Origin of the sequence: Psychrobacter sp. MES7-P7E (assembly GCF_002863645.1) — a bacterium.
Classification (GTDB): Bacteria; Pseudomonadota; Gammaproteobacteria; order Pseudomonadales; family Moraxellaceae; genus Psychrobacter.
This window is the reverse complement of the sequence record NZ_PJBU01000082.1, coordinates 1-25,960: the sequence shown is the minus strand read 5'-3', so window position 1 is coordinate 25,960 and position 25,960 is coordinate 1. Positions and strand designations below refer to the sequence as shown.

Genomic DNA, 25,960 nt, shown 5'->3' with positions numbered 1-25,960 from the left:
TTAACTAGACTGTGTCTGTAACGCTTGACGAATATCGGCTTCAAAATTACTCACGTAATTAAAATGCTTGTGCTGCGCATCCTTATCAAGAATAAACTGCTTGGCTTGTTCGCACATAGCGACCAAATCATCGACCAACTCTTGATAATTTAAATTCTCTTCTCCGGCGCGCTGAATCAGATGCAATTCATGTAATAGCGTTTGCTGCTGTGCGCTGTTTACCCGTGCATAGTTCAGACTGACCATTGCCTGACATAGTGCTTTTAAGACCATTAGGTCAGCAGCTGCATAACGACGTATCTCACCAAGTGATACATTGATAAAATCAGAAATCTTTGGGATATGAGTGACTAGTGCCAATATGGCCAGTCGCTTCTGTTTGATAGTATTTTCAGAGCTATCGTTAGTCTCTGATTGCGGTATGTGAAAATGATAAGGGCTTGGTGGCTGACGCCGCATCATGATACTCAGACAGCTGGTTAGAGACTGGACGCAATTGACCGCAGTCTTTGGATCATTGATACCAGGGGATAGTGCGCGTACAGCAATCTCCGTCATCTGACCTAAGCTATAGGCGATGTCGTTGGAGTGCGCCAATCGTTGCTCAAGTCGCAGGCAACCTGCCAGACGTTGCCAAAACAGTCCATCAGGCGCTCGCGGTATCACTGCCAGATGCGGGGTTGCTGTCTTCTGTTGGTTGTTTGGATGAGATGCGGGCCGCTGATAAAAGTAACCAATGACGTTTTTATCGGTGACGTAATTACCGAGGTTGACATGCATTTGTACCACGCCACCATAATCTTGTGACAGTGCAATCAATGACTCAAGATAAATCTGCTGTAGATAACCTGAATTTGGTGAATAAATCGGCATAGCAGGCCAGTGCTGGAACTGCTCGATATCATGATGCTCAGCATCGCGTTGATGTTGAATATCACATCGATCGTTATACCAATAGTAAATGTTTGCAATCGCATCGTTGCTAGCATTTTGAATGACGTGTGACGCCTGAATAGCATGTACCATATGCTGTACAAAATAAACTAAAAGCAGCGCACAGATAATCGCCATGATAATGGCAAAGGTCACTGCCAATTGCGGCACACCAAAAGCCACGTCAGACTTATGGATAGACTTTAGTACCAGTAAGCTATAGCTGAATGTACCGATAAAAGCGCCAAGGACAAACTGATTTGGAGTGTCGGTCAAAAAGTTACGTAGCAGTCTTGGACCAAACTGTGAGGATGCCATCGACAGGACGGCGATTGTAATCGAAAATGTCGTACCGGCCACGCCCAATACCGCACCAGCGATAGCAGTCATAATCGCGCGCGCAGCCTCGTCATCACCAGTAAAGGCAAAGGAGATCTCTTTTACCGTTTCACGATCAAAATGCTGGTCAATAGCGACTAGTAAAGGGGCAAGTAAAATACCGACGATAACGCAAGCGGTTGGGATAAACCAGTAGGTACCGATAAGCCACTGCCAAAAATTATTTAAGCGATCAGGTAAATCAGTTAGCGTTTGTACCGACCACAACTTAGTAAATTGCTTAAGCTTGTTTTGACTGGCATCGATAGTACGTGTCCAGACACTGTCTTCATCATTTTTATTCACTGCGATGAGCCTTAGGGTTATCTGCTTCTGTAATAATAGCGTTTTTGTGCGTATGTCTAATCATATCTGTATCGCTATGACTATCACTAGTCCCTAGAGGGATGATGGCTTCATTTTCGTGATCATCACATTCAACCTCACTGTCCTTGTCATAAGCGGCTGGATCAAAGTGCGGGGTCGCTGTTGTATCAGTTAACTGTCGAGCTAAGCTTTTAGGAGCGGCTTGCGATGTTTTTCTAAATTCAGGTTTTTTAAATAAAGGGTGTTGGGTGTTTTTATTCGTGCCTTTATCATCAGGGTTTTTGCGCGGTTCGGCGTTGGTAAAGATTACATTCAACGGCAAGTCTAGCTGCTGCTTAGCATACGCTTCTGTGTGCTCAAAACGATCTACCAGTAAGCTGAGCCAAGGTTTTTGGTCTTCTAGCCTCATCTCATCAAGCTCATCATTAATAGGCAATGGATAAGGCAAGGTGCGATAAAAATCCCACAATGTCATCTTGCTCAAGTCTTTTTTGAGTACATAGTCCTCATCTTCGGTCATGGTGATGAGGTTGCTGTCTTGTAGGTAGTTGATATAGGTATACCATTTTGGCAGCTCTTTGCGACCTAAGACATTACGCAGTGCTTGCTCGCTAACGGCTCCACCTTTTAAGTGGTGGGTATAAACCAAGTTCAACATGTCTAACAAGCTGAGTAACGGGTGACGAGGGTAGACTTCTTCCGTTTCAAAAATGGTCAAGGTATAACTGATCTCAACGCCTAATAAAATCAAATTCCACGACAGATAAATCCATAGTAGAAAGATAGGCAATGCGGCAAAAGCGCCGTAAATCGCTTCGTAGCTGGTAAAGTTAGCCATCACTGTACCAAACAGATGCTTCATTAATTCAAAGACAATGGCCACGAACACGCCAGCGATGGCTGCATTTTTTGCTGGTACGCGCGCCTTTGGAATAAACCAGTACATACCGATAAAGCCCGCCATCGTAATACCAATCGATGCCATTTGCACCCAAAAGCTCCAGTCGATACCGTAGCCAGCAATTTGACGATTGAGAAAACTCAGACTCTGTACGGTACTTGAAGCGATAAAAGCGGTGCCCAGTACTAACGGCCCTAAAGTAACGATAGTCCAATAACGCAGCATGCTTTTGATGCCACCCGAGCGATCTTCTACTCGCCAGATTTGGTTAAACGCGCGCTCAATGGTGGTCAAGGTCATGATAGTCGTAAAGAACAAAATCATGGCACCGATAATGGTTAGGTTAGATGACTTTTCGGCGAAGTCATTAATGTACTCACTAACTTGCAGGCTGGATTGTGGCAATAGATTGCTATAGATGACATCATAAATCTGCGCTCTAACCGATGCGAGTGCTGGTACGGATGACAAAATCATCAGTAATACCGTTAATACAGGCACGATCGACAGCATAGTGGTGTACGTCAGTGAAGCCGCCTTTTGCTGGCAATTATCTTCAAAAAAATGCCGAGTCAAAAACCGTAAGAACTGAAACCAACGCTGTTGTAAAAACGGGAGTTTTTGAGATAATTTTTCCATGTCGACCATTAAGCAAAAGTAAGAGTGACAATAGTGTAACAAAGATGAACGGTTATCATCTGCGGTTTAATTGTGTAAAAATGCACCGTGTAGCACATCAGATACAATATAAGTCAGCTTATCAATCATGGTTATTTGCATGACAGTGAATGACTCGGGCATAATGTGCACATATTCTACAATGCCAGTTAGTCGTATATTTCGCCGCATTTTTGGTGGCCAGTACGACTAACGATTTTATGAGGAAGCTTTGCTAATGAGTCAGACCGACCCTTATGTTTTGGTGCTTTATTATTCTAATTACGGTACGACTAAGACATTAGCATATGCTATCGCGCAAGGTATTGAAGATGCTGGCATGACTGCGCGTATCCGTACGGTACCGACAGTGGCACCTGAAACCACGTCAAGTAAGCCTGCGATACCTGATGAGGGTGACTTGTACTGTACGATGGACGATCTCAAGGACTGTAGCGGTCTAGCGCTTGGTAGCCCAACGCACTTTGGTAATATGGCTGCACCCATGAAGTATTTTTGGGATAATACCGTGACTCTATGGCTGGCAGGGAACCTACAAAATAAACCAGCCTCAGTATTTACGGCGACAGGTTCCATGCATGGTGGCCAAGAAACGACATTGTTGACGATGATGTTGCCGTTGATGCATCACGGTATGGTCATCGTAGGTGTGCCCTATGCAGAGCCAGCATTGAACCGTACTCATCGCGGCGGCACGCCTTATGGTGCCAGCCATGTCAGCGGTGCATCGCATGATCAGCCAATATCTGCTGACGAGCGAGATTTGGGTATTGCGCAGGGTCGCCGTTTAGCGATTACTGCGGCTGCATTAGCACAGGCTAATTGGGGCCGATAAGTAACTTTTATAAACCTGCTGTCTAGAATCGTCTAAGTCTCAAAATCTATGATTGAATGCTTATAATCACTTGATTACAAGCAAGTGGTTATAACAAAGAGCTACTTATTTATGTTCAGCAGTATATTATTCATTTAGGAAATCAAAATATCTAATGGCCACAACCCGCTCTAATACAAAGCCTCTTAAAACGGTTAAGCCTATCGCACCTATTGCACAGCGCTTGAAGGTTACGTGGTTAATTTGGCTCGTTTATAGACTGCTCGGATTGCCTATCTTTATTAGTATCTTTAATCCTAGTAGCCCTGATATCGTTGGCGGTATTGCTTGGCAGGCGTTATGGCTAGTGCCAGCGTTAATTCTGACGCCATGGATATTGCGTGGTCGTTCACCTTATGCATTATTAATTAGCAGTATGTTTACCTTGGTATATTTGGGTGCGAGTGGCGTGGTGCTGTTTACTCGTATATATGGCAGTAGTTGGGCAGAAATCGCCGTATACTTAACGGACTTCTTACTATTGCTTGCTATCAATGTTTGGCTATTTATTCTGCTTAAACGCCTGCCTTCGATGAACAACGTTGTGAAGAAACCTCGTCAATAATTGAACTTACCTGAAGCCTAATAAGTTATATCTATCAATCTAAAACCATAAAAAAGCGGCGCCCCATCTAGAGCGCCGCTTTTTTGTTTATAACTTTAAAAATAAGTGGATTAGTTAATCTTAGTCAATTCTAAATCCATTTTCTTACCATCGTTAATTTGGCTAACTTTAACTGGCATATAGTCCAAGCTTGGGGCTAACCAAAAGCTGGTAGAACGGCTATCGTCATCGTGGACACGGTCAACACGTACCGTATCAAAGGTACCCGCTGGTACGGTGACTTTAGTGTTGCCTGATTTTTTAAATGGCGTCTTCTCGATTTTGTCTTTTTTCGCCATGTAGTAGTTACCAGAGAATTTACCGTTTAGTAAATCTTGGCGAATCTGTACCTCAAGACTTAAATCATCAAAGGCTTGCTGCGACATATTCATAGTCGTCGACTTGCCTTTATAGTTACTGGTGACTTTTTTGCTGCTTGGGTTGAAATCTAGTTTGTGCGTGCGACCCATGCCAAGTAGTTTGTAAGTGGTGCTCGCTTGCGTGGGGCTGACATTGTTACCGTTAATTGTAAAGGTGCTATTTTGTGAGGCGCTAGCCACACCAGCGACGCGCGCCTTAACGTTGTATTTCCAAGTATTACCAGATTTACTTAACGTACGAGTTGCTGTGCCTTTGTATTTGTCCTCAACGGTAAAGCTATAACTGGCCGTTGATGGTTGAATAGTTTTTGCGCTAGCAAGGGTAGGTGCGGTCATACTCAAAGCTCCAACGGTAGAGATACTGATGCCTGTCACTAAGGCAGATAAAAATTTAGATGGACTGCGTTTTGCGTTATTAGCATTATCAACATTGTCGCTTGATGACTTTTTGTACATTGATGAAAAACTCATAGATACCCCTTCATTAATTTATTGCCGATATAGCAACTTTTTTCGTTCGTTCTTATTATGTTTACCAGACCTATAATGGTCATACGCTGTTACATTTTCAAGCGTGATGTCATACCGCTTCGTGTAGTGCTTGTAGCAAATGTTTCTATAGCTAATTTGGCATTGGTCAAAATATAAATTCAGCTCGCTAATATTTCTAAATATTCCTACTTCTTGTTCCTTATTTGAATAGCATATCGGCTTTACTAAGCCTCATTCATTTATATGAAACGTTGATTGATCAATTTTTGCAAAATAATCTTGTAAATTTTTGGGCTTTACACTTGAACCGAACTCACCTTGCCCCCACTTTTTGTTACAAGCTCAAGGCTTATCTATAAAGCGTTGTTTTTGGCAGTGTTCCCTATAGATACTGGTATTGAGACCATTAATTCAAATAAACCCTTAATTTTATTAACCAACTTTTGGAGTCATATCGATGAACATTCGTCCTTTACATGACCGTATTGTCGTCCGCCGCATAGAAGAAGAAACAAAGACAGCTGGTGGTATCTTGCTTCCTGGTTCAGCACAAGAGAAACCTTCACAAGGTGAAGTGCTTGCAGTTGGTAATGGTCAAGTTCGTGACAACGGTGAAACTCGTGCGTTAGATGTAAAAGCTGGCGACAAAGTTTTGTTCGGTCAATATGCTGGTCAAACCGTAAAGGTTGACGGTGAAGAACTATTGATTATGAAAGAGTCTGATGTATTGGGTGTGCTAGAAGGCTAGTCCTCTTGAGTATTATTTTATACTCAGCACATTTTGATAGCAGTTTCTAATAATCGCTTTTGATAAGCAACTATCAAATCAATCAATTGTATTCTCATACTTATAATAGTGGAGTAATTTAACATGGCAAAAGACGTAAAATTCGGCATTGATGCCCGTAAACAAATGATGGACGGCGTAAACGTTCTAGCAAACGCAGTACGTGTAACATTAGGCCCTAAAGGTCGTAACGTTGTTATCGACAAATCATTTGGCGCACCTACCATCACTAAAGATGGTGTATCCGTTGCCAAAGAAATCGAGCTAGAAAACAAATTTGAAAACATGGGTGCACAGTTGGTACGTGAAGTGGCTAGTCGCACTAACGATGTTGCTGGTGATGGTACAACCACTGCAACTGTATTGGCTCAGTCAATCCTACAAGAAGGCATGAAGTCAGTTGCTGCTGGCATGAACCCAATGGATCTTAAGCGCGGTATCGACAAAGCAGTACGTGAAGCGGTTAAAGAAATCCATAAACTATCAACGCCAGCTGACGATCACAAAGCAATCGCTCAAGTTGGTTCTATCTCTGCAAACTCAGACACCAAAATCGGTGAACTGATCTCGCAAGCGATGGAAAAAGTAGGCAAGCAAGGCGTTATCACTGTTGAAGAAGGTTCAAGCTTCGAAGATACCCTAGAAGTTGTAGAAGGTATGCAGTTTGACCGTGGTTATATCAGCCCATACTTTGCTAACAAGCAAGACAGCCTAACTGCTGAATTTGAAAACCCATATATCTTGTTGGTTGACAAAAAAATCAGCAATATTCGCGAAATCGTGCCATTACTTGAGCAAGTAATGCAGCAGAGCAAGCCGTTACTAATCATCGCTGAAGATGTAGAAAACGAAGCATTAGCAACACTAGTTGTAAACAATATGCGTGGCGGCTTGAAAACTTGTGCCGTTAAAGCACCAGGTTTCGGTGATCGTCGTAAAGCAATGCTAGAAGACATCGCAACGCTAACTGGCGGTACTGTAATCTCTGAAGAGATTGGCCTAAGCTTAGAGACTGCTACTCTAGAGCAACTTGGTACTGCTAAAAAAGTGACTGTCGGTAAAGAAAATACGGTAATCGTTGATGGCGCTGGCAACAAAGCTGACATCGAAAACCGTGTTGAGTCTATCAACCGTCAAATTGAAGAGTCTACTTCTGACTATGACAAAGAAAAGCTACAAGAGCGTGTTGCTAAACTAGCAGGCGGCGTAGCAGTGATCAAAGTCGGCGCAGCAACTGAAACTGAAATGAAAGAGAAAAAAGACCGTGTTGACGATGCGCTACATGCAACTCGTGCAGCGGTTGAAGAAGGTGTTGTACCTGGTGGCGGTGTTGCCTTAGTTCGTGCGATGAATGCATTGTCTGAACTACGCGGTGATAACGACGACCAGAATGCTGGTATGAACATCCTACGTCGCGCGATGGAAGCACCACTACGTCAAATCGTAACCAACGCTGGCGAAGAAGCTTCAGTTGTGGTTAACGAAGTGAAGAGTGGCAGTGGTAACTACGGTTATAATGCAGCGACTGGCGAATATGGCGATATGCTAGAGATGGGTATCCTTGATCCGGCTAAAGTTGCTCGTTCAGCGCTAGAAAACGCTGCATCTGTTGCAGGCCTAATGCTAACGACTGAAGTTATGATCACTGACTTACCGCAAGGTGATGACGGTATGGCTGCTATGGGCGGCGGTGCTGGAATGGGCGGTATGGGTGGAATGGGCGGCATGATGTAATTTTACTTCTGCTGCAAAGCGATTTATCTTTGTCAGATACGCTCAATGTACAATAAGTACTATTTTTGCTTATCTTCCTCGGTAAATCGTTTTTCGCTAAAAGTATGATTTTGTCATAAAGTCTATTTGACTATTAAAAGCTCTGTTATCGAAAGATAGCAGGGCTTTTTTTATGCAATCTAATATGACGGTTTTTTTATGTGAAAAATCTTTGAGTTATGATAGATTGTTATTAAATTAGATTTGTATTTTTTGAAGAGGAAGTATATTGAGCGCTGCTTTCACAAGGTTTTATTCACAATCAATGGATTTCCGTAAATCTCTGTTAAGTGAAACGAATAAAATTCCTAATATCGATGATTTTAATCATAGAGAGATAGCAACTTTGATTTTGGCAGATATTTCATCTGAACATGGTCATGCTGTACACTTATTAGCTAAAGAAGGGTGTAATATTTCGGCTAGTAGCTTGTTGCGCCTGCAATTTGAATCATTAATAAGAGCGCAATGGATATATTGGGTTAGTAAAGATGATATCGTTGAAAGATTCTATAAACCTTTGACTCAACAAAATGCATCGCAAGCCGAGAAACGTATACCTACAATTAATATTATTTTAAAGGATTTAGACGACGCTGCAAAAGAGGGAATAGTTCCTGAGAGAGCAGTAGCAATGATGAGAGAGTTTAAAGAGTTAACGATGAAACCAGCAAATTCATATGTCCATACAGGTATGCATGCATTTTCAAGAAAGAAGGATGGTTTTCCTGAGCCGTTGATTATTCAGATATTACAGAACTCTAATGGGTTAGAAGCATTAAATGCAATGCTTTTAGCTACCGTGGTAAATTCTGCCGACATGATACAAAAGGTACTAGCTCTACAGTATCTTTATATAGATAGCCTACCGATGCACATACCTCAAATAATGGAGAAATTTTACAATATGCGTTATCAATAGATTTCTATATCAAACTACTGATCCACTGCATTCCTTCTAAAAATCCACGTCTTATCAAAAGGTGTTTCTTTGTAATAGCAATATTCTGTCAAATCCAAATAAACTTATTATGGGTCTTGCTACTCACGAATGATCGAGCGAGACATTGTACTGCTAGTCGGTATAAAAAAATCTCACACAAAAATAGGTAAAGTTGTCTTATTGATTACCTTTCTCACCGATAAATGAGTGTGTATATCTTTTACGCTAGCAAGCTTGTGTAGCTTACGGGTGAACCGCTCATAACCATCGAGATTGGGGCTTACTACTTCTAACAAATAATCATAAGAACCCGATACCACATGTCCATTAATCACTTCGTCCATGTTGGACAGAGCGCGTTCGAAGGCTGCGATAGATTCTTCTTGGTGGCTGTTGAGACTGACCTCCACAAAAAAACTCATCGCAATACCCACTTTGGCTTTGTTTACGTTTGCTTGATAGTTCTCTATATAGCCTTCATCTTCCAAACGCTTTAGGCGTCGCGCGCAAGGAGACGGCGACAGCCCTATACGTTCGGACAGTTCCGCCGTAGATAAGCGCGCTTCTTTCTGGAGCACTTCCAAGATATGGCGATCGATTTTGTCCATAATTTACCTTTTGGCTTTTTAAGCCAATAATTTTTATTTAATTAGTATTATCCACCAAATATTTGCAAAATTGCAATGAATAAATAGAGATAAAAGCGCGTATTTTAATCGATAATTGGTCTTTGTATAGCAGCATAAGACACGACTATGAATACGATATTCCATCCCTCATCGCGCAAAAACCCTTTGTTTATAATGTCGCCACTAACCAAAGGCTATGTGGCGATGAGCGTCGTATTGTTGATTTGGTCAGGATTTGCGTTGACTGTACGAGCGGTTAGTGCCTCGTCGCTAAGTATTGCGGATGTTATGCTTATTCGCTTTAGTGTACCGCTGGTCTTGTTGACTCCTTGGGTACTCTCTAGTTGGCATGAAGTCAAAAATATCAGACTGCCAGACATCATGTTTGTTTTACTTGGCGGCGTGCCTTTTCTTTTATTGGCCGCTTTTGGTGCAAGTACGGTACCAGCAGCTTATGTTGGTACCATTTTGACAGGGACACCAGTTTTCTTTGCCGCATTATTGTCTTTTATTCTTTATCGTCAACGAATATCATTAAGAAAATTTGCCGCTTTAATCCTTATTCTCTTTGGTATCGCGACTATGATTGGCGGGCATGCACAGGCAATACCTAATAGTCTTCTGTATGGGGTGGGGTTACTGTTGATGGCAAGCCTGATTTGGGCGGGTTATACCTTAGGGTTAAAAAGCACCACGTTAACTCCAATAGCTATCGCGATCGTGCTCTCTTATAGCTCTTTTTTTCTGACATTGGTGGTGGTTTTGTCGGGCATGATGGACACCAATATAGGGTCTGTGTCTTTTGATGAAGTGCTGCCTTTTATCTTAGTACAAGGCCTTGGCGTAGGGGTGGTATCAACCATTGCGTTTTCTTATGCGGTCAAACAGCTGGGTTCCATTCGTACCTTATTACTTGGCTCTTTGTCCCCAGGATTAACCGCTATACTCGCTGCGTTGATACTCAAAGAGTCTCTATCAGTCATCATGATATGCGGAATCGTACTTAGTACCATTGGCGTCATTTTGTCCAATCGAGCGAAATAAACTAATTAAGGAAGTATCATGATGTTAAACAATATGCCTATCATCAATGGTGATCCACTATGGGCATTGTTAGGTAGGTTTCGTACTGACCAGCGTAAACATAAAATAGATCTATTGGTTGGTGTCTATCGAGACAAGCATGGCAATACACCTGTGATGAAAACCGTGCAAGACGCAGAGATACATCTTGCTCATCAAGCTCATTCGAAGGCTTATGGCATGTTATCGGGTAACGCTAATTTTAACCAGCAAATGGCAAAATTTGTACTGGGTGACAGTCCAAGTCTAAAAGACCAGTGCACGATTCAGACGGTTGGAGCATCAGGTGCATTACGACTCATTGCTGATTTGATCGCCACGCTCTCTCCCGATTCAACCGTTTGGATCAGTGACCCTGGCTATATCAATCATCGTCCGCTGATGGAAGGGGCTGGGTTAGCGGTTAATACGTATCCTTGGCAAAATAAAAATGGACAGTTAGATATTGATGCGTGTTTTGCTGCGTTAGAAAAAGCAAAAGAAGGAGACGTGTTGTTATTACATGCGTGCTGCCATAATCCTACCGGTATAGACCCTTCTCTAGAGCAGTGGCAACTGTTTTCTGATAAATGTAAACAGAAAAATATTGTCCCGTTTATTGATATGGCGTATCAAGGTTTTGGAGATGATCCTGATACCGATGCTGCAGGGCTTCGTCTAATCATTGAAGACTCTGACTTTGCATTTATTGCCGCCAGCTGTTCAAAAAATATGGGTCTATACAACGAGCGTACGGGTATTGCCACGGTAATGACGACGAACCATGAGCGCCATGCAGATATACAGACACTTCTAGAAACCATCACACGCGCCAATTACTCCATGCCGCCCAATCACGGTGCCGCAGTGGCTTCTTATTTGCTAGACAGCCCAGACGCTTGGCTAGACGAACTGGCAAGCTACCGTAGTAGGGTAGATACTATTCGCCAAGCGTTAGGCGCAGCATTAAAAGATAGGGGTGCACCTGCAGAGTTTTTGGACATTTCGCACCAAAAAGGCATGTTTTCTCTATTACCGCTAACCAAAAATCAAATGCTGATATTGCAAGATGAGTTCGCTATTTACGGCATGCCAAATGGTAGAATCAATATTGCAGGTTTGAAAATGACGGAAATCCCTCAACTGGCTGACGCCATCATATCGATTGTTTCACGTTAGAGAATAATTCTTATCGCTCAGTGCAATGGTTTTATCCATTAATCGCCACAGCAAGAAGGACACGACTATTTATACTTTATATTGGGATAAGGGTGGTGCCAATATGGCCACCCATGCTGTCTTTGAGGAGCTAGGCGTTTATTATGAAATGATAGAAATAGACCTGTCTAAAAACATGCAAAAATCAGCTGAGTATCTAGCCATCAATCCAAATGGCAAGGTACCTACGTTGGTGCATCAGGGGCAGGTCATTTATGAGTCTGCGGCAATTTTAATGTACGTGTTAGATCAGCACTCAGAGTCTGGGCTAGCACCTGACATAGGATGCCCTAGGCGCGGTGTTTATTACCAATATTTGTTTTGGATGTCTTCTACCCTACAAGAAGCTGCCAATCACTGGGCACATCCCGAGCAGTACATCAACGGCGAGCACAATTTGCAGCAAGTGAAAGATAAAGCGAATGATGTACTAACCCACTGCTGGGATATTGTTGAAAAAGGATTAGTAAATAATGGTCCATGGTTGTTAGGCGATAAATTAAGTGATGCTGATTTTCATTTATTTATGATTGCTCATTGGAGTCAGCAATATGCGAGTCGAGCTCAAGACTGGATACACATAAATGCACACTATCAAGCCATGCTAAACCGCGCCTCGGTACAGGAAATGATGGCACAAGAAGGATTGTTGTAATCTGTTCATATGTTCAACTAAAGGATATCTGATGACTGGGCTAGAAGCACTGAATGCAATGCTCCTAGTGACTGTAGTAAATGTATTTTTATATCAAGCTACTGGCTTGATTCATCTCGTCTAAACGTCCACGTCTTATCATCAGACGCGTCTTCACAGTAGTAATACCCTGCCAAATCAAACTGCTTTAGCTGCTCAGCCTTTCACTTTATATTGACCATTTTCTCACCTTTCTCGATGAATCGCGTTTCGCTAAAAGCATGATTTTGTCATAAAGTCTATTTGGCTATTAAAAGCTCTGTTATCGAAAGATAGCGGGGCTTTTTTGTGTTTAATTTTAACGCTGCACTTTGTTTAACGTTTGTTAATATATATGCTATTATATGAATATATAATAGAATGACACTTTACTTAAAAGGAGTTTGGACACGTGTTGCGGGTCAGAATGCGCAAATTATCGTGTGCCATCTAATGTGATCACGATGAAAAAAATTAGGCTTGGAATATTTGTAGAAGATGAAACATTAGCATGGCACAAATTTATGCCATTAAAGTCTCTAGTAGATGAAGGTATAGTTGAGGTTTGTATTGCCATCCAACGAAGTGCAGACCACCAGTCTAACCCCTCTCATATATCCAAGATTATACCGTCTATCAATCAAAAGTTATTTTCTATTCTTTCTCACGCTAAAAAGACTACCAAGCGTTATTCTATTCATGATTTAGTTCCCAATGGCAAAATGCCTGTCGTTACATCAATACCAAGACAGGATAAATCTAATGATGAAATTGAAGACTCAGTGATTAAGAGACTGCAGGCAACAGATTTAGATTACCTACTGAGTATGGATTTTCAAACCTTAGTAGGGAAAGCGCTAGGCGTTACGAAGCATGGCACTCTCTTACTTCATTATGGTGATGAAAGAATACAGCGAGGTGGGCCTGCGTTGTATTGGCAGTTTGCTGAGCAATGGGAAAATAGTGTCGTGACGCTGCAATTATTGAGTAAGGACCATGATGTACACAAAGTGGTAGGTAGAGGTTATGGCAGTTTGTTTTACTGGGACTATAATTTGACTGAGGATAAGTTAAAAGGAGTTGCAGCATCAATACTGTATTGGTACTTCCGTAAAAATAAAATTGGCGTCGAGAGTGGAGATTCTATTAATTTAATTAACGATCGCACACTTTATAAAACGCCTCCACAGTTAACGGCCATACGACATTTACAGAATTTTCTCAAAAACTATATGATAAAAAGATTTTATAAAAGACTTTATCTAAACAACTGGAGTATTTTTATTGGTTCTATTGATCAGCCGATACAAACATACACGGAGATACTACCTGAAAAGGGATGTTTTTGGGCCGATCCTTTTTATATTGAACACGACTCAAGACATTACATATTTTTTGAAAGCTTGAATTACAAAGAGAATATTGGTCGAATAGAGTGGATAGAGCTGAATGAAAGCCATCAAGTGACTAGTTCAGGACAAGCTGATTTGGGTATTAGCACGCATTTAAGCTTTCCCAATGTATTCAAGTATGAAGATGCTGTCTATATGATTCCAGAGGCTGCAAAAACCAATTGTATTAGCTTATTAAAAGCGACAGATTTTCCATGTAAGTGGGAAAAAGTTCATGAGTTAGTTTCAGACGTTCAGGCCGTGGATAGCGCCGTGATTGAGCATAATGGATTATGGTATCTTTTCACAACCCACGGTTCAATTTCAGCATTTACTATGGATTTAGAGTTGTATATTTATACGTCTGACAAGCTGCAAGCAGATAATTGGACCATTCATCCTTCGGCGCCTCTAAAGATTGATGTGCGTGGCTCACGACTAGCAGGTGCATTATTCCGAAAAAACGGTCAGCTCTTTCGTACTGCTCAGGATGGCACTCTTAGATACGGGCGTAGGGTGGCTTTATACCTAGTAGAAGAGTTGACACCGACGTCTTATAAGGAAACCTTTGTACGTTATATCGAACCGAATTGGGAGACTGACATTGATCGTCTCCATACCTATAATGTTTACAATGAAACAGTGGTACTGGATGTTTCAAGGGATAAGTTGCGCTTTAGAGTATAGGACCTAAAAAATTTAGTGGTTGGAGAATAAAAAACCCATCATAAGTTTCGGCTTATGATGGGTTTTTTATAATTTTGACTCGTATTATATCAAGCTACTGATCCGCTGCATCTCTTCTAAACGTCCACGTCTTATCATCAGACGCCTCGATGCAGTAATAATATCCTGCTAAGTCAAACTGCTTTAGCTGTTCAGCATTGGTCAGCTTATTATCAGCAGCATATTTGACCATCAGTCCACGTGCTTTTTTGGCATAAAAGCTAATCACTTTATATTGACCATTTTTCTCGTCTTCAAATCGTGGCGTAATGATATCTGCCTTTAGTGCTTTCTTTTTTACCGCTTTAAAGTATTCATTAGAAGCTAAATTAACCAATGTTCTGTCATCGCTGTCAGCCATACGCGCATTGATAACGTTAGTCACTTCCTCACCCCAAAATTCATAAAGATTGTCACCGCGCTCATTTTTCAGCTTGGTGCCCATCTCTAAACGATATGGCTGGATCAGATCTAGTGGCTTTAGTACTCCATACAGTCCAGACAAAATACCTAAGTGCTCATTGACATAAGTAGCGGTATCTTTGTCCATATGATACATATCAAGTCCAGTATAGACATCGCCATCGAACAAATAGCCTGCAGGCTTGGCGGCATTATCAGAGGCATCGTTAGTAAATGGTTGCTCTTCGCTCCAATGCCATTGTTGATTGCGCGTAGCATTAAGCTGAGCCAAATCGTCAGATATACTCATCAATTCTTGTAGGTCAACGGGCTCTTTTGACTTCAGTACTTTCATCAATTCTTGTGAGCGTTCGATTAACTCGGGCTGACTATAATAATTGCCTAAATTTAGTGGTATAGCGTCTGTTTCGTTCAGGGATTTGGCAGGGGAGAGCAAAAAATACATGGTTATTCCTTATTATAATGAATCGATGACGGGTTTTTTCGAGTGTCAAGTATTCTTATTATACGGTATGCATGGGTGGAACTTGACTTAACCTTGCTTATTTTATGTTTATTGACGTTATATTTTTAATAAAAGAACGGATTTAGATTTAGAAAATAAATGGAGGTAGGCCTGTATATATAAGGGCTAAGCGTTTTTCAGAAAAATAAAAGGCTTTAATATACCAACAAAAAGTATGCCAATGGTGTAAATACCTAAATTTTTATTTTACTTGTGGGTCATCATTAGACAATGAAACTTGACGAACGATATCTCTATAATAAAAAGGCATGATGGTAAAGTAGCTATCATTTATTAAATTGATAACCTTTGGTCGCTGTAATGGATTAATCATGATCAATGGGTTTTGTCCCCTGTGCTTTTTAGATGTGCGTTGAGGGTATTAAAGGTAGTCGTGAGACGTAAATATAGTCATTGGACGTAAGTAAGGAGACGGTATGAAAATCGGTGTAATCAGTGCAGATATCACGAGCGAGAGCCGTGTAGCCATAACCCCAGACGCAGTCAAAAAATTGCGTAAACTTGGGTTTGAAGTCGTCATTCAGTCAGGTGCAGGCCAAGCAGCATACTATGCTGATGAGTTGTATCAGGCTGCGGGTGCCGACATTGCCAGTAGTCGCACCGAGGTGATTACCCAGTCTAAGATTATTACCACCGTCAATGACCTACCAGCGGAAGCCACTGAAAGCTTGTCGTCTGGTCAGATTGTCATTGGCATGCTTGACCCGTATCGCAACACTCAGCTTGACACTTATGCAGCCAAAGGCGCGACAGTCTTTGCGATGGAGTTATTGCCTCGCACACTGTCACGCGCACAAAATATGGACGTACTGTCATCACAAGCCAACCTTGCTGGTTATAAAGCCGTATTGCTCGCGGCCAATGAGTATTCGCGTCCTTTCCCGATGTTTATGACCTCAGCGGGTACGGTTAAGCCCGCCAAAGTCGTCATCTTAGGTGTCGGGGTTGCAGGTTTGCAAGCGATTGCGACAGCCAAGCGTTTGGGTGCAGTAGTAGAAGCCAGTGACCTACGTCCGACCGCTCGCGAGCAAGTGGAATCACTCGGTGGTAAATGGCTTGATGTGCCGATGAGTGCAGAAGAGGCTGAAACAGCTAAGTCTACCGGTGGTTATGCATGGACGCCATCAGAGCAATATGTCAAAGATCAAGCGGCTGTCGTGGACAAAGCATTGAGCAATGCGGATATCGTCATTACTACTGCACAAATTCCTGGTCGTAATGCTCCGCGTCTGGTGCATGGTGCAACCCTCGCTAAAATGAAAGCAGGTTCAGTATTGATCGATATGGCGGCTGGTACTGGTGGTAACGTCGAAGGCAGTGTGCCGGACCAAACCATCACGACAGACAACGGCGTACGTATCGTTGGCGCTGCCAATATTCCATCTATGCTAGCCGCCCAGTCTTCAGATTTGTATGCCAATAACCTTGTTAACTTTATTACGACATTGATTGCACCTGCTAGCGATGACGCATCAGCCAGCTTGGCACTTAACGTAGACATGGAAGACGAGATTCAGGGCGCACTGGCAGTGACACATGACAGTCAGGTACGACTAGCCAAACGTTAGTTTGAACAGTCTATTACCACATACTTTGTCACTACACATTTGCCAGTAATGAATAAATTTTTAGGAGAATTAGATGATTGCCACTATTTTAGCTGCAGCGCCAGCCGGTGCGGCCATGAGTAGCACACCATTTGTAGCGATTTTCACTGTATTTGTGCTCGCTATTTTTGTCGGATACTACGTGGTTTGGGGCGTTACGCCTGCATTACATACGCCATTGATGGCGGTAACCAATGCCTTATCAAGTATCGTCATCGTGGGTGCGATGCTACAGACCGTCACGATTGATGGTTCAATGTTTACACCGACCAGTTTGCTTGGTGCCTTTGCGGTATTTTTAGCCAGTATCAATATCTTTGGTGGCTTTGCTGTGACTGAGCGTATGCTTGCGATGTTCAAACCGAAAGTGAAAAAAGCACCAGTAGCAACCACTGATGCCGGAGGTGACGCATGAATGATTTCTCAGCAATGATTGCAGCAAATGCAGATTGGTTCTATCTAGTCGGCGCTATCCTCTTTGTCTTAACGTTACGTGGTTTGTCTAGCCCAAAGACAGCGATTCGCGGTAACCGTTTTGGTATGGCAGCGATGGCGATTGCCGTTGTGACAACCTTCTTTTTAGCAGAAGGCCCTGTGCTTTGGTTGATTATCGGGGCGATGGTGTTGGGTGCCCTTGTTGGTATGTGGAAAGCGAAAACAGTCGCAATGACTCAGATGCCAGAAACAGTTGCTTTGATGCATTCATTCGTTGGTTTGGCAGCGGTTGCGATTGCACTTGCGACGGTATTGCACACTGAACAGCAGCATGGCGCCGTTGCCCGCATCGAGCTATTTATCGGTTGCTTCATCGGTGCAATTACGTTCTCAGCCTCAGTCTTTGCCTTTGGTAAATTAGCAGCGAAAAGCTGGGCAAAAACATTGGTTGGGGGCTGGGTAAAACCGGTCCAAGCGCTACTATTCATTGCGATGATTGGGTTCGGTGGCGTGTATTTCGTCACTGATTCATTACCAGCATTTTATGCGATGGCAGTGATTGCCGTTATCTTTGGTTGGATGTGGATTGCGCCAATTGGCGGCGGTGATATGCCAGTGGTTGTATCACTATTGAACTCATTCTCAGGTTGGGCAGCAGCAGGCATTGGTTTCACCCTTGGCAACTCGATGCTGATTATCGCAGGTTCTCTAGTCGGTTCATCAGGTGCGATCTTGTCTTACATCATGTGTAAAGCCATGAACCGCTCACTACTTAATGTCTTGTTTGGTGGCATGGGCACATCAGCGGTGGCAGCAGGCGGCGATGATGGGGCACCGAAGAACTACAAAGCAGGCTCAGCAGAAGACGCAGGATTTCTCATGTCTAATGCTAGTAGCGTGGTCATTGTACCAGGTTATGGTATGGCACAGGGCCGCGCACAGAATGCAGTAAAAGAGCTATATGAGTTGTTAAAAGAAGAAGGTGTTAACGTTCGTTTTGCTATCCACCCAGTTGCGGGTCGTATGCCAGGCCATATGAACGTCCTATTGGCTGAAGCTGATGTCCCTTATGATGATATTTTAGAAATGGACGAGATTAACTCAGATTTCGCGAGTACAGATGTGGTCTTGGTTATCGGTGCAAATGACGTTGTGAATCCATCTGCGAAAGATGATCCTACTTCTCCAATCTTTGGTATGCCGATTCTAGAAGTCAGCAAAGCCCAGACGGTCATGGTCATCAAGCGTTCAATGAGTACCGGTTATGCTGGTCTGGATAACAGCTTATTCTACATGGACAAAACCATGATGATCTTTGGTGATGCCAAGAAAATGGTGGAAGAGATGGTACGTACTATCAATGGCGGCGGTCATTAATCTCTAAGCTATGTTTTTAATCCTTGTTATGCACAGATAAGTTTTTAGATAAAGAAAGTCACTGAGGTGGCTTTTTTTGCGTTAAAGTGGGCAGCATTTATGAGCCGACTATAGACTGAGGTTATTTCTAATTATGGTCAGTTTTCAATGATCACAAAATCAACTGCGCTTTATGCACTTAGTATATGGTTTGCGCTTGATTAACTTTTTAGCTAATTTGAACAGCTTTAACGATAGACGATCACCAATTATAAATACGATGAAATAAGAGAAAGATTTATGAACATGCTACTGCGTTTTTTTATTATGGTTAGCTTGCTTAAACAACAGCTCAAGCATCAATCGACGAGCGAAACTATCAATCTAGAGACATTGACTGCACCGACTGTACGTCATTATCGAATTTTGCCACACGATATGGGGTTTCGCGATCATTTACCCAATTACCGTTATTTATCATTTATTGAGCTCAACGTCACGCGCTGGGTAAAGGCGTGCTGTCACGAAAAAGGCATTAAGCCGCTCAATTGGGTGATTGCCATGCAGGAGATGATTTATCTGAAGCAAATTAAATTTTTGGATAAAATGACGCTTAGCAGTGCAGTCGCAGGATGGGATCATAAATACGTGTATTTTGAGCATCGGTTCTTTGTCAAAAATCAGCTGATGGGCGTCGGTATGACCAAGTTTGTTTTTACAGATAGTAAAGGTATGCGCACACCAGAAGTATTAGATATGATGGGCGAGCAGTTGACGGATACGATTAACACATGGAATGAGCACCAAGTCGCGGTAAAATCGACTAAATCAGCCTAAGCCATATCGCAAACCAGTATCGAAACCCAGTATTGGAAAACAACATCGTAAAGTAACTTGGCTATAATCATTTGCTGAATTTTGGTAGGATAGAGCCCATCAAGTCGTCAGTATTAGGACGATGGCATCGTTTTTAAAATGATGATTCTCAAAACGACTAAAAAAAGGTACCGTTATGACCCCACAAAAATTAAAATGGACAGACAGCTTAGATATCGCGATTGAGCTTTATGAAAAATTCCCAGAAACAGATCCGCAGTACATTCGCTTTACTGATTTGCATCGCTGGGTAACTGAGCTTGAAGGCTTTGATGATGATCCACAAAAATCAAATGAAGGCATCTTAGAAGCCATTCAAATGAACTGGATTGATGAAGCCGATTAATCGATTCGGTCTACCAGCATTGCTACAAACAGAAAACTAAATAAACAGATAGAAAAGGCCGCATCATGACATCACAAATTAAAGAGCTACCAGAAGCGATAGCTTGTAGCGGTATCAGCGTTCGTACCACCAATAACGCTGAGATAAGCCATGACACTGCCAAGCTTGGTAGATTATGGCAGAAATTTTATCAAAATCACGCGGGTGAACTCCCTGAAGGTGAAGACATTTATGGTGTCTATCACAACTACGAAAGCGATGATCTGGCAGGGGCGTTTGACGTTGTGGCCAGTTGGAAAGTAGCCAGCGAGCAAGATGCACAATCAGAAAGCGACAGTGTGGCCAATGCTAGTAACGTAGTGACGGTTGATATTCCTGCAGGAAAGTACTTGGTATTTTCTGAAGAAGGTTATATGCCTAACACTGTGATGAATGCATGGGAAAGTGCTTGGGAATATTTTAATACGGCAGATTGCGAGCATACCCGTACTTTTAACGTAGACTTCGAGCATTATATCGGTGGCAACTTAGAATATGGTCAAGTTGATGTCTATATTGGTATCGAGTAAAGCTAGTAATTGGCTTAAGTAATTTAAGCCGCTCAAGCCATTGTCGATAAAAACAATGACAAAAAAAGCGCTAACCTAAATTAGGTAGCGCTTTTTCTTTAGATAGATGTAATCAATTAGACAGTCGCAATTAATACCACATTCAATCTAACAACAAATTCTCCAATATCCCTTCATAAATTTGCGCCAGTTTACCCAAATCGTCGACTTCTACTTTTTCATCAACTTGATGAATCGTTGCATTACGCACACCCAGTTCGACGACTTGGGCACCAGTTGGCGCAATGAAGCGTCCATCGGAGGTTCCACCAGAAGTCGATAGGGTGGTGTCGACATCGGTCACTTTTTTGATGGCGTTCTGACAGGCTGAAACCAGTTTTCCTTCAGGGGTCAAAAACGGCTGACCAGATAATTTCCAATGAATATCGTAGCTTGCTTTACTGTTGGCAAAGTGCTTATCAAAGATAGCATGCGTCTTTGCCTTTAGTTCATCTTCAGTAGTTTCTGTCGAAAAACGGAAGTTAAAGACCACGTTTAGCGTTTCAGGGATAACATTGGTTGCGCCAGTGCCGCCGTTGATGTTTGATATTTGCAATGAGGTGGCTGGGAAGTAGTCATTGCCGTTGTCCCATGCGGTAGACGTCAGTTCAGCAAGGGCAGACATCGCCGCATGAATTGGATTAGATGCTAGATGTGGATAGGCGACATGGCCTTGTTTACCTGTAACGGTAAGCTCTGCACCTAGCGAGCCACGACGACCGTTTTTGATAATATCACCTAACGTATCGGTACTTGATGGCTCACCAACGAGACAGTAAGTGATCTTTTCTTGGCGAGCTTCTAAAGTCTCGATTACTTTGACCGTACCATTTATTGACGGGCCTTCTTCATCTGAGGTGATTAAAAAAGCAATCGATCCGTTGTGCTCAGGATGATTGGCGACGAAACGTTCGGCTGCAACAGTAAAAGCTGCGATACCCGTTTTCATATCGGCGGCACCGCGTGCCCATAAATACCCATCAGCGATAGTTGGGGTAAACGGAGGGTAGGTCCAGTTTTTCTCATCACCCGTTGGCACGACGTCAGTATGACCAGCAAAACAAATCACTGGATCGGTAGTACCGCGGCGTGCCCATAAGTTTTTGACTTCGGCATGTTCACCGCTTTGTTTTCTATCGCCAAAATACATAAACTCGCAATCAAAACCTGCCTGCTCTAACCGTGCTGACAACATATCTTGGCAACCATCGTCATCGGGCGTTACTGAAGGGCGCTCTAACAGTGCAATACTTAAATCTAAGGTTTCTTGCTGATGGGTTTTGCTATTATTTTCTGAACTCATGACAGTCCTAGGTAAGTTGAGTTAATGTTTTTTGCTATAAAAGATAGCTTATTTTTTATCAGGTCTATTTGGTACTAATTATTTATGCGTTGCAAATATATAAAGGTTAATCGATTTCTATAGCTAAAAAAATATTAGTCTCTGTCTAAGTAAATTTTTTCATAATCACCATAAAATTTTGCTAAATACTCTGTAATACATTTTTCGGCTAGAGTATTGCTATAAGTTTTAGCTTTGTCTCTGTCATAATTACTGATATTGCCACCAGCGAAAACAACTTCGCCCATTTGATAACTTGTTCCTAATAATTCTAAAGTTTTATTACTAATATCGAAAGTGGCATGTCCTTCTGGAAACACTGGCGTCATCCATCTTGTTCCATCAAATGCAAGTAGACACCCGTTCTCATACTTGAACTCAGTAGTGATAGCAGTTGGTGTAACTATTACAGGTTTTTCAGAGGTGGATTTTGGTAGGTGATAGGTAAAGAAAGGCTCACTGATTTGTTGAGTGAAGGCTTGATGATTAATAGTCGTGCAGCTTGCAAGCAAAGGTAACATAATAAGTAAAACAGAATGGTTGAATAGATTCTTACGCATTATTATTGTCCTTAATTAACAAATCTTACTTAGAGCCGTAGCGAATGATAGATATACTCAGGGCGTAGCAAACAAAACTACAGCATCATCACGTCTTAGCCAAGTAGCGATAGAGTAGCGTTGACGATGCGCAATTTGTACTTGATGACGTAAATCGCTATCGAAAATAATCAGTCTATTGGCAACTGGCATCACTTCATGGTGCGTGCCATGTTTGTCAACGACCTCTAGTGCACCGCCATCGGCTGCTTCCCAATTATCATTGAGATAAAAAACCGCCGAGATAACACGTTCATCACGTCCAGCAGGGTTGTCACTGTGCCATTGATAGCCAAAACCAGTCGGATAGCACGCATAATGCGCTTCGCTATGGCGAATACCAGCAAATAAACTACGATTGAATAGCGAGGCCAAAGCATTGATGCTTTGCAGATAGTAATAACCTGCAAAAAAGTCTTCGGTAATCCAGCGTATTCTATCACCGCGAATATCACTGATGCGAACACCAGCGGTCAGCTCTGCATCACGATAGTCAATAAAACCGCTTTCTGCTTGTAGTGCTAATAAGGCAGTACTATTGAATACGTCATCAATAATGAGCCAGCCGTCAGTGACAAAGGTATCGAGCTGTTTATCCGTCAGCTTATCTTCCCAGTTAACCGCAAAGTCAGACATTTGCAATACGTGCTGAGTAGGAATTTTTTGGCTATCATTATGAGTATCTGGCAGCAGTAATGGTGGATTATCCTGACCTATCGGATGATCAACGACCAACGCTGTCTTGTTAAGGTTGCTAATAATCTGCGTCATTTCATCTCATTATTATCAATCAGCTGTCAATATACCGTCATTCAATGCGTTTTTATTGAAAGCACTTACTAAAACCACATTATCTTTTACTCTGCCTATGCTACCATAGATGCAATTTTTCTTATTTAAACTTTTGAGATTATGAACTATAAACACGCCTACCACGCTGGTAACTTTGCTGATGTGGTTAAACACATTTTATTGGTACAACTGCTTAATCAACTGGGGCAGAAAAACAAACCTTTTTATGTGCTTGACGCTTATGGCGGTCGTGGACTGTATTCACTAAGCAGTGAAGAAGCGCGCAAAACAGGTGAGGCCAAAGGCGGTATTCAAGCTTTTCTAAAAGCAGATACCGAAAAGGCACCAGCTGCTGTCAAAGATTATATGGAAGGCATCAAGCAAGCCAAATTCACTTATGACAATAAAGTCTATCCTGGTTCGCCATGGTGGGTGGCCCATCACGTCGAAAAAACCGCCGCTAAAAAGCCTGATTCTGGCGTGCGTGCTGAGGCTTTTGAAGCCAAAGCGACTGAATACGATGCGTTAAACTATCAGCTACATAAGTTGCCAATTGGTATCCAGCATCGTGATGCTTTTGAAGGTATTACCGCTGTTATTCCACCAAAAGAAAAGCGCGGTTTGATTTTCCTTGATCCCCCTTATGAGCAAGAGCACAAAGACTTTACGCGCCTTATCGACCTATTGGTCGCGGCTTATAACAAGTGGCCACAAGGTACTTATGCGCTTTGGTTCCCAATCAAAAACATCGAAGCCGTAGAGCTCTTCTATAAAAAGCTCAAACGTACTGAAATGAGACGTCAGCTGGTTTGTGAGCTAAACATTTATCCTAATGATGTTGCAGTTGGTCTGAACGGTACAGGTCTACTGGTTATCAATCCGCCATGGCAGTTTGATAATCATGCACGTGAGATATTACGTTTCTTACAGCCAGTACTAAAAGTAGAAGACGCGCCAAACTTGACGCCTGATAGTGCGACCAATGTGCGCTGGCTCGTCGGCGAATAGCAATAACGGCCAATAAGGATATTAAGATGACGACTCAGCCACCTATCGGCCAGCCGAATAATGCACCTGTGAACAATGCGTCCTTAAATGACGGCTCGCTGCAAGATAATGCAGCGACACAGCCACCGTTTATTGATGAGCACGAGTTTAATATCCGCCTAGCGGATAACGACAGCTATGATGGTTTGACATTTGAGGTGATTGAAGCTGAAGTAGCCGAAGGTAAGCGAGTGGTTAGTCGCGGTGTTTATTTGGCACCCAATCTGATCACTACCTTATCGCTACTGTCAGGCTTTTACTCGATTTTGGCGAGTACCCAAGGCGAGTTCTATAAGGCAGCTTTGGCTATCTTTTTATCCGCTATTCTTGATGGCGCAGATGGACGTGTCGCACGTATGCTCAATGCGCAAAGTCCATTTGGTGAGCAATATGACTCTTTAGCAGATATGCTAGCGTTTGGCGTTGCCCCTGCTATTTTGATTTATAGCTTTGCTTTAGAGCCATTGGCTCGTATCGGCATTGGCTGTGCGTTTGTCTTTACTGCTTGTGCTGCTTTTCGCCTTGCACGCTTTAATGTTCAGGTCGGTATCGTCGATAAAAAATACTTTGTTGGTTTGGCCAGTCCGCTTGCTGCCATATTGGTGACGTCCGCTGTGATGGTTGCAGTCGATCATAACGAGTGGATTGGTCAATATGATACAGCTGTCATGCTATTGTTTGCAGCTTGGGTAGTGACTTGTGGTCTACTGATGGTCAGCAATGTCAAATACTATAGCTTTAAAGAATTTGACAAAAAGAAAGTACCTTTTGTAGTGCTTATTATTGGGGTGTTAGTCATGAGCATCGTGCTCTATGATATTCCTGTTGGTATCTTAGCCATCGGTATTATCTATGCGTTATCAGGTATCGTGACTACAATCAGAACAAAAGTAAAAGGTTAGACACTGTATTCAGATTCTATATAAAGGAACTTACCTGACGGTAAGTTCCTTTTTTAATACGCTCTGTATACTGCTGAAATACGTCAACCACTATGAAAAAGCTAAATCTGTAGATATAAAAGACAGTATTTAAAGTTTGATAGCGATAACAATAGGTTAGGTAAATGGAGTATCGCTGATATAAAATAACCGAGATTATTTCTAGAGTTTCCTTGTTTTCTATATAAAACTCCGTATACTGCCACCCAGTCGAAAGGGAAGTGGCTTACTGATTTGAACGATATAAATTGTTTGGATTAAATAGAAAATACTTCTTGACTAAATAAATATAG

At 42.2% G+C, this 25,960-nt stretch carries 25 protein-coding genes; 17 read left to right on the top strand and 8 right to left on the bottom strand.

Features of this window, described 5'->3' with window-relative positions; all coding sequences use genetic code 11:
• Positions 1-1,617, bottom strand: a complete 1,617-nt coding sequence (locus CXF62_RS05805) for a DUF2254 domain-containing protein (RefSeq protein WP_228153180.1) — start codon at positions 1,615-1,617, stop codon at positions 1-3.
• Positions 1,610-3,178 carry a YihY/virulence factor BrkB family protein gene (locus tag CXF62_RS05800; protein WP_102093272.1) on the bottom strand — a complete coding sequence of 523 codons (1,569 nt, stop codon included), beginning with the start codon at positions 3,176-3,178 and terminating at the stop codon, positions 1,610-1,612. Before CXF62_RS05800 ends, CXF62_RS05805 begins: the two co-directional genes overlap by 8 nt.
• A 256-nt stretch (positions 3,179-3,434) precedes the next feature.
• Here CXF62_RS05800 and wrbA point away from each other — a divergent pair, with 256 nt between their 5' ends.
• Positions 3,435-4,052, top strand: coding sequence for an NAD(P)H:quinone oxidoreductase (gene wrbA, locus CXF62_RS05795; RefSeq protein WP_057758854.1), 618 nt, complete (start codon positions 3,435-3,437; stop codon positions 4,050-4,052).
• Positions 4,053-4,206: 154 nt separating this feature from the next.
• On the top strand, positions 4,207-4,656 hold the full coding sequence (locus CXF62_RS05790) for a hypothetical protein (protein WP_102093271.1): 450 nt from the start codon (positions 4,207-4,209) through the stop codon (positions 4,654-4,656).
• Between the two features lie 110 nt (positions 4,657-4,766).
• On the opposite strand, the gene CXF62_RS05785 is transcribed toward CXF62_RS05790, so the two are convergent.
• Positions 4,767-5,546 (bottom strand): DUF3108 domain-containing protein, encoded by a 780-nt coding sequence (locus CXF62_RS05785; RefSeq protein ID WP_102093269.1) that lies wholly within the window; start codon positions 5,544-5,546, stop codon positions 4,767-4,769.
• Between the two features lie 478 nt (positions 5,547-6,024).
• Between CXF62_RS05785 and groES the strand changes: the two genes are divergently transcribed.
• From groES to CXF62_RS05770, 3 genes are all read left to right on the top strand, one after another.
• On the top strand, positions 6,025-6,315 hold the full coding sequence (gene groES / locus CXF62_RS05780) for a co-chaperone GroES (protein ID WP_057758860.1): 291 nt from the start codon (positions 6,025-6,027) through the stop codon (positions 6,313-6,315).
• A gap of 123 nt (positions 6,316-6,438) precedes the next feature.
• Entirely contained in the window at positions 6,439-8,088 is a 1,650-nt protein-coding gene (gene groL / locus CXF62_RS05775) for a chaperonin GroEL (RefSeq protein ID WP_101204842.1), read from the top strand.
• Between the two features lie 268 nt (positions 8,089-8,356).
• The gene (locus tag CXF62_RS05770; RefSeq protein ID WP_145990537.1) at positions 8,357-9,049 is read left to right on the top strand and encodes a DUF6988 family protein; all 693 of its coding nucleotides are present in this window, start codon (positions 8,357-8,359) and stop codon (positions 9,047-9,049) included.
• A 173-nt stretch (positions 9,050-9,222) separates the two neighbouring features.
• Here CXF62_RS05770 and CXF62_RS05765 read toward each other — a convergent pair whose 3' ends face one another.
• Positions 9,223-9,678, bottom strand: coding sequence for an Lrp/AsnC family transcriptional regulator (locus tag CXF62_RS05765; protein WP_102093266.1), 456 nt, complete (start codon positions 9,676-9,678; stop codon positions 9,223-9,225).
• A 147-nt stretch (positions 9,679-9,825) separates the two neighbouring features.
• Here CXF62_RS05765 and CXF62_RS05760 point away from each other — a divergent pair, with 147 nt between their 5' ends.
• From CXF62_RS05760 to CXF62_RS05745, 4 genes are all read left to right on the top strand, one after another.
• Entirely contained in the window at positions 9,826-10,743 is a 918-nt protein-coding gene (locus CXF62_RS05760; RefSeq protein ID WP_228153179.1) for a DMT family transporter, read from the top strand.
• 18 nt (positions 10,744-10,761) lie between these two features.
• Positions 10,762-11,940 carry an aromatic amino acid transaminase gene (locus CXF62_RS05755; RefSeq protein ID WP_197707695.1) on the top strand — a complete coding sequence of 393 codons (1,179 nt, stop codon included), beginning with the start codon at positions 10,762-10,764 and terminating at the stop codon, positions 11,938-11,940.
• 25 nt (positions 11,941-11,965) lie between these two features.
• Positions 11,966-12,634 carry a glutathione S-transferase family protein gene (locus tag CXF62_RS05750; RefSeq protein WP_102093265.1) on the top strand — a complete coding sequence of 223 codons (669 nt, stop codon included), beginning with the start codon at positions 11,966-11,968 and terminating at the stop codon, positions 12,632-12,634.
• 482 nt (positions 12,635-13,116) lie between these two features.
• A complete protein-coding gene (locus tag CXF62_RS05745) occupies positions 13,117-14,730 on the top strand; it encodes a glucosamine inositolphosphorylceramide transferase family protein (RefSeq protein WP_102093263.1) in 1,614 nt (537 codons plus the stop codon).
• Between the two features lie 94 nt (positions 14,731-14,824).
• Here the strand turns inward: CXF62_RS05745 and yaaA are convergent, their stop codons facing one another.
• Positions 14,825-15,637 (bottom strand): peroxide stress protein YaaA, encoded by an 813-nt coding sequence (gene yaaA / locus CXF62_RS05740; RefSeq protein ID WP_102093262.1) that lies wholly within the window; start codon positions 15,635-15,637, stop codon positions 14,825-14,827.
• A gap of 497 nt (positions 15,638-16,134) precedes the next feature.
• On the opposite strand from yaaA, the gene CXF62_RS05735 reads away from it, so the two are divergent.
• The 6 genes from CXF62_RS05735 (at position 16,135) to CXF62_RS05710 (ending at position 20,907) form a co-directional block, all read left to right on the top strand.
• The gene (locus tag CXF62_RS05735; protein WP_102092430.1) at positions 16,135-17,286 is read left to right on the top strand and encodes a Re/Si-specific NAD(P)(+) transhydrogenase subunit alpha; all 1,152 of its coding nucleotides are present in this window, start codon (positions 16,135-16,137) and stop codon (positions 17,284-17,286) included.
• Positions 17,287-17,401: 115 nt separating this feature from the next.
• Positions 17,402-17,740, top strand: a complete 339-nt coding sequence (locus CXF62_RS05730) for a proton-translocating transhydrogenase family protein (protein WP_197707696.1) — start codon at positions 17,402-17,404, stop codon at positions 17,738-17,740.
• Positions 17,737-19,137: an NAD(P)(+) transhydrogenase (Re/Si-specific) subunit beta gene (locus CXF62_RS05725; protein WP_101204835.1), complete on the top strand. Its 1,401-nt coding sequence runs from the start codon at positions 17,737-17,739 to the stop codon at positions 19,135-19,137. Before CXF62_RS05730 ends, CXF62_RS05725 begins: the two co-directional genes overlap by 4 nt.
• Before the next feature lie 279 nt (positions 19,138-19,416).
• The gene (locus tag CXF62_RS05720) at positions 19,417-19,953 is read left to right on the top strand and encodes an acyl-CoA thioesterase (protein ID WP_102093260.1); all 537 of its coding nucleotides are present in this window, start codon (positions 19,417-19,419) and stop codon (positions 19,951-19,953) included.
• Between the two features lie 175 nt (positions 19,954-20,128).
• Entirely contained in the window at positions 20,129-20,338 is a 210-nt protein-coding gene (gene iscX / locus CXF62_RS05715; protein WP_021812734.1) for a Fe-S cluster assembly protein IscX, read from the top strand.
• 65 nt (positions 20,339-20,403) lie between these two features.
• A complete protein-coding gene (locus tag CXF62_RS05710; protein WP_102093259.1) occupies positions 20,404-20,907 on the top strand; it encodes a GyrI-like domain-containing protein in 504 nt (167 codons plus the stop codon).
• Between the two features lie 142 nt (positions 20,908-21,049).
• On the opposite strand, the gene dapE is transcribed toward CXF62_RS05710, so the two are convergent.
• The 3 genes from dapE to CXF62_RS05695 form a co-directional block, all read right to left on the bottom strand.
• The gene (gene dapE / locus CXF62_RS05705) at positions 21,050-22,249 is read right to left on the bottom strand and encodes a succinyl-diaminopimelate desuccinylase (protein WP_102093257.1); all 1,200 of its coding nucleotides are present in this window, start codon (positions 22,247-22,249) and stop codon (positions 21,050-21,052) included.
• A 134-nt stretch (positions 22,250-22,383) separates the two neighbouring features.
• Positions 22,384-22,848: a hypothetical protein gene (locus tag CXF62_RS05700; RefSeq protein WP_102093256.1), complete on the bottom strand. Its 465-nt coding sequence runs from the start codon at positions 22,846-22,848 to the stop codon at positions 22,384-22,386.
• A 57-nt stretch (positions 22,849-22,905) separates the two neighbouring features.
• Positions 22,906-23,658, bottom strand: a complete 753-nt coding sequence (locus tag CXF62_RS05695) for a 2OG-Fe(II) oxygenase (RefSeq protein WP_102093254.1) — start codon at positions 23,656-23,658, stop codon at positions 22,906-22,908.
• Positions 23,659-23,799: 141 nt separating this feature from the next.
• Between CXF62_RS05695 and CXF62_RS05690 the strand changes: the two genes are divergently transcribed.
• Together CXF62_RS05690 and pssA are read left to right on the top strand one after the other, a co-directional pair.
• Positions 23,800-24,687 carry a 23S rRNA (adenine(2030)-N(6))-methyltransferase RlmJ gene (locus tag CXF62_RS05690; RefSeq protein ID WP_102093253.1) on the top strand — a complete coding sequence of 296 codons (888 nt, stop codon included), beginning with the start codon at positions 23,800-23,802 and terminating at the stop codon, positions 24,685-24,687.
• 26 nt (positions 24,688-24,713) lie between these two features.
• A complete protein-coding gene (gene pssA / locus CXF62_RS05685) occupies positions 24,714-25,628 on the top strand; it encodes a CDP-diacylglycerol--serine O-phosphatidyltransferase (protein WP_228153178.1) in 915 nt (304 codons plus the stop codon).
• Positions 25,629-25,960: the final 332 nt, after the last annotated feature.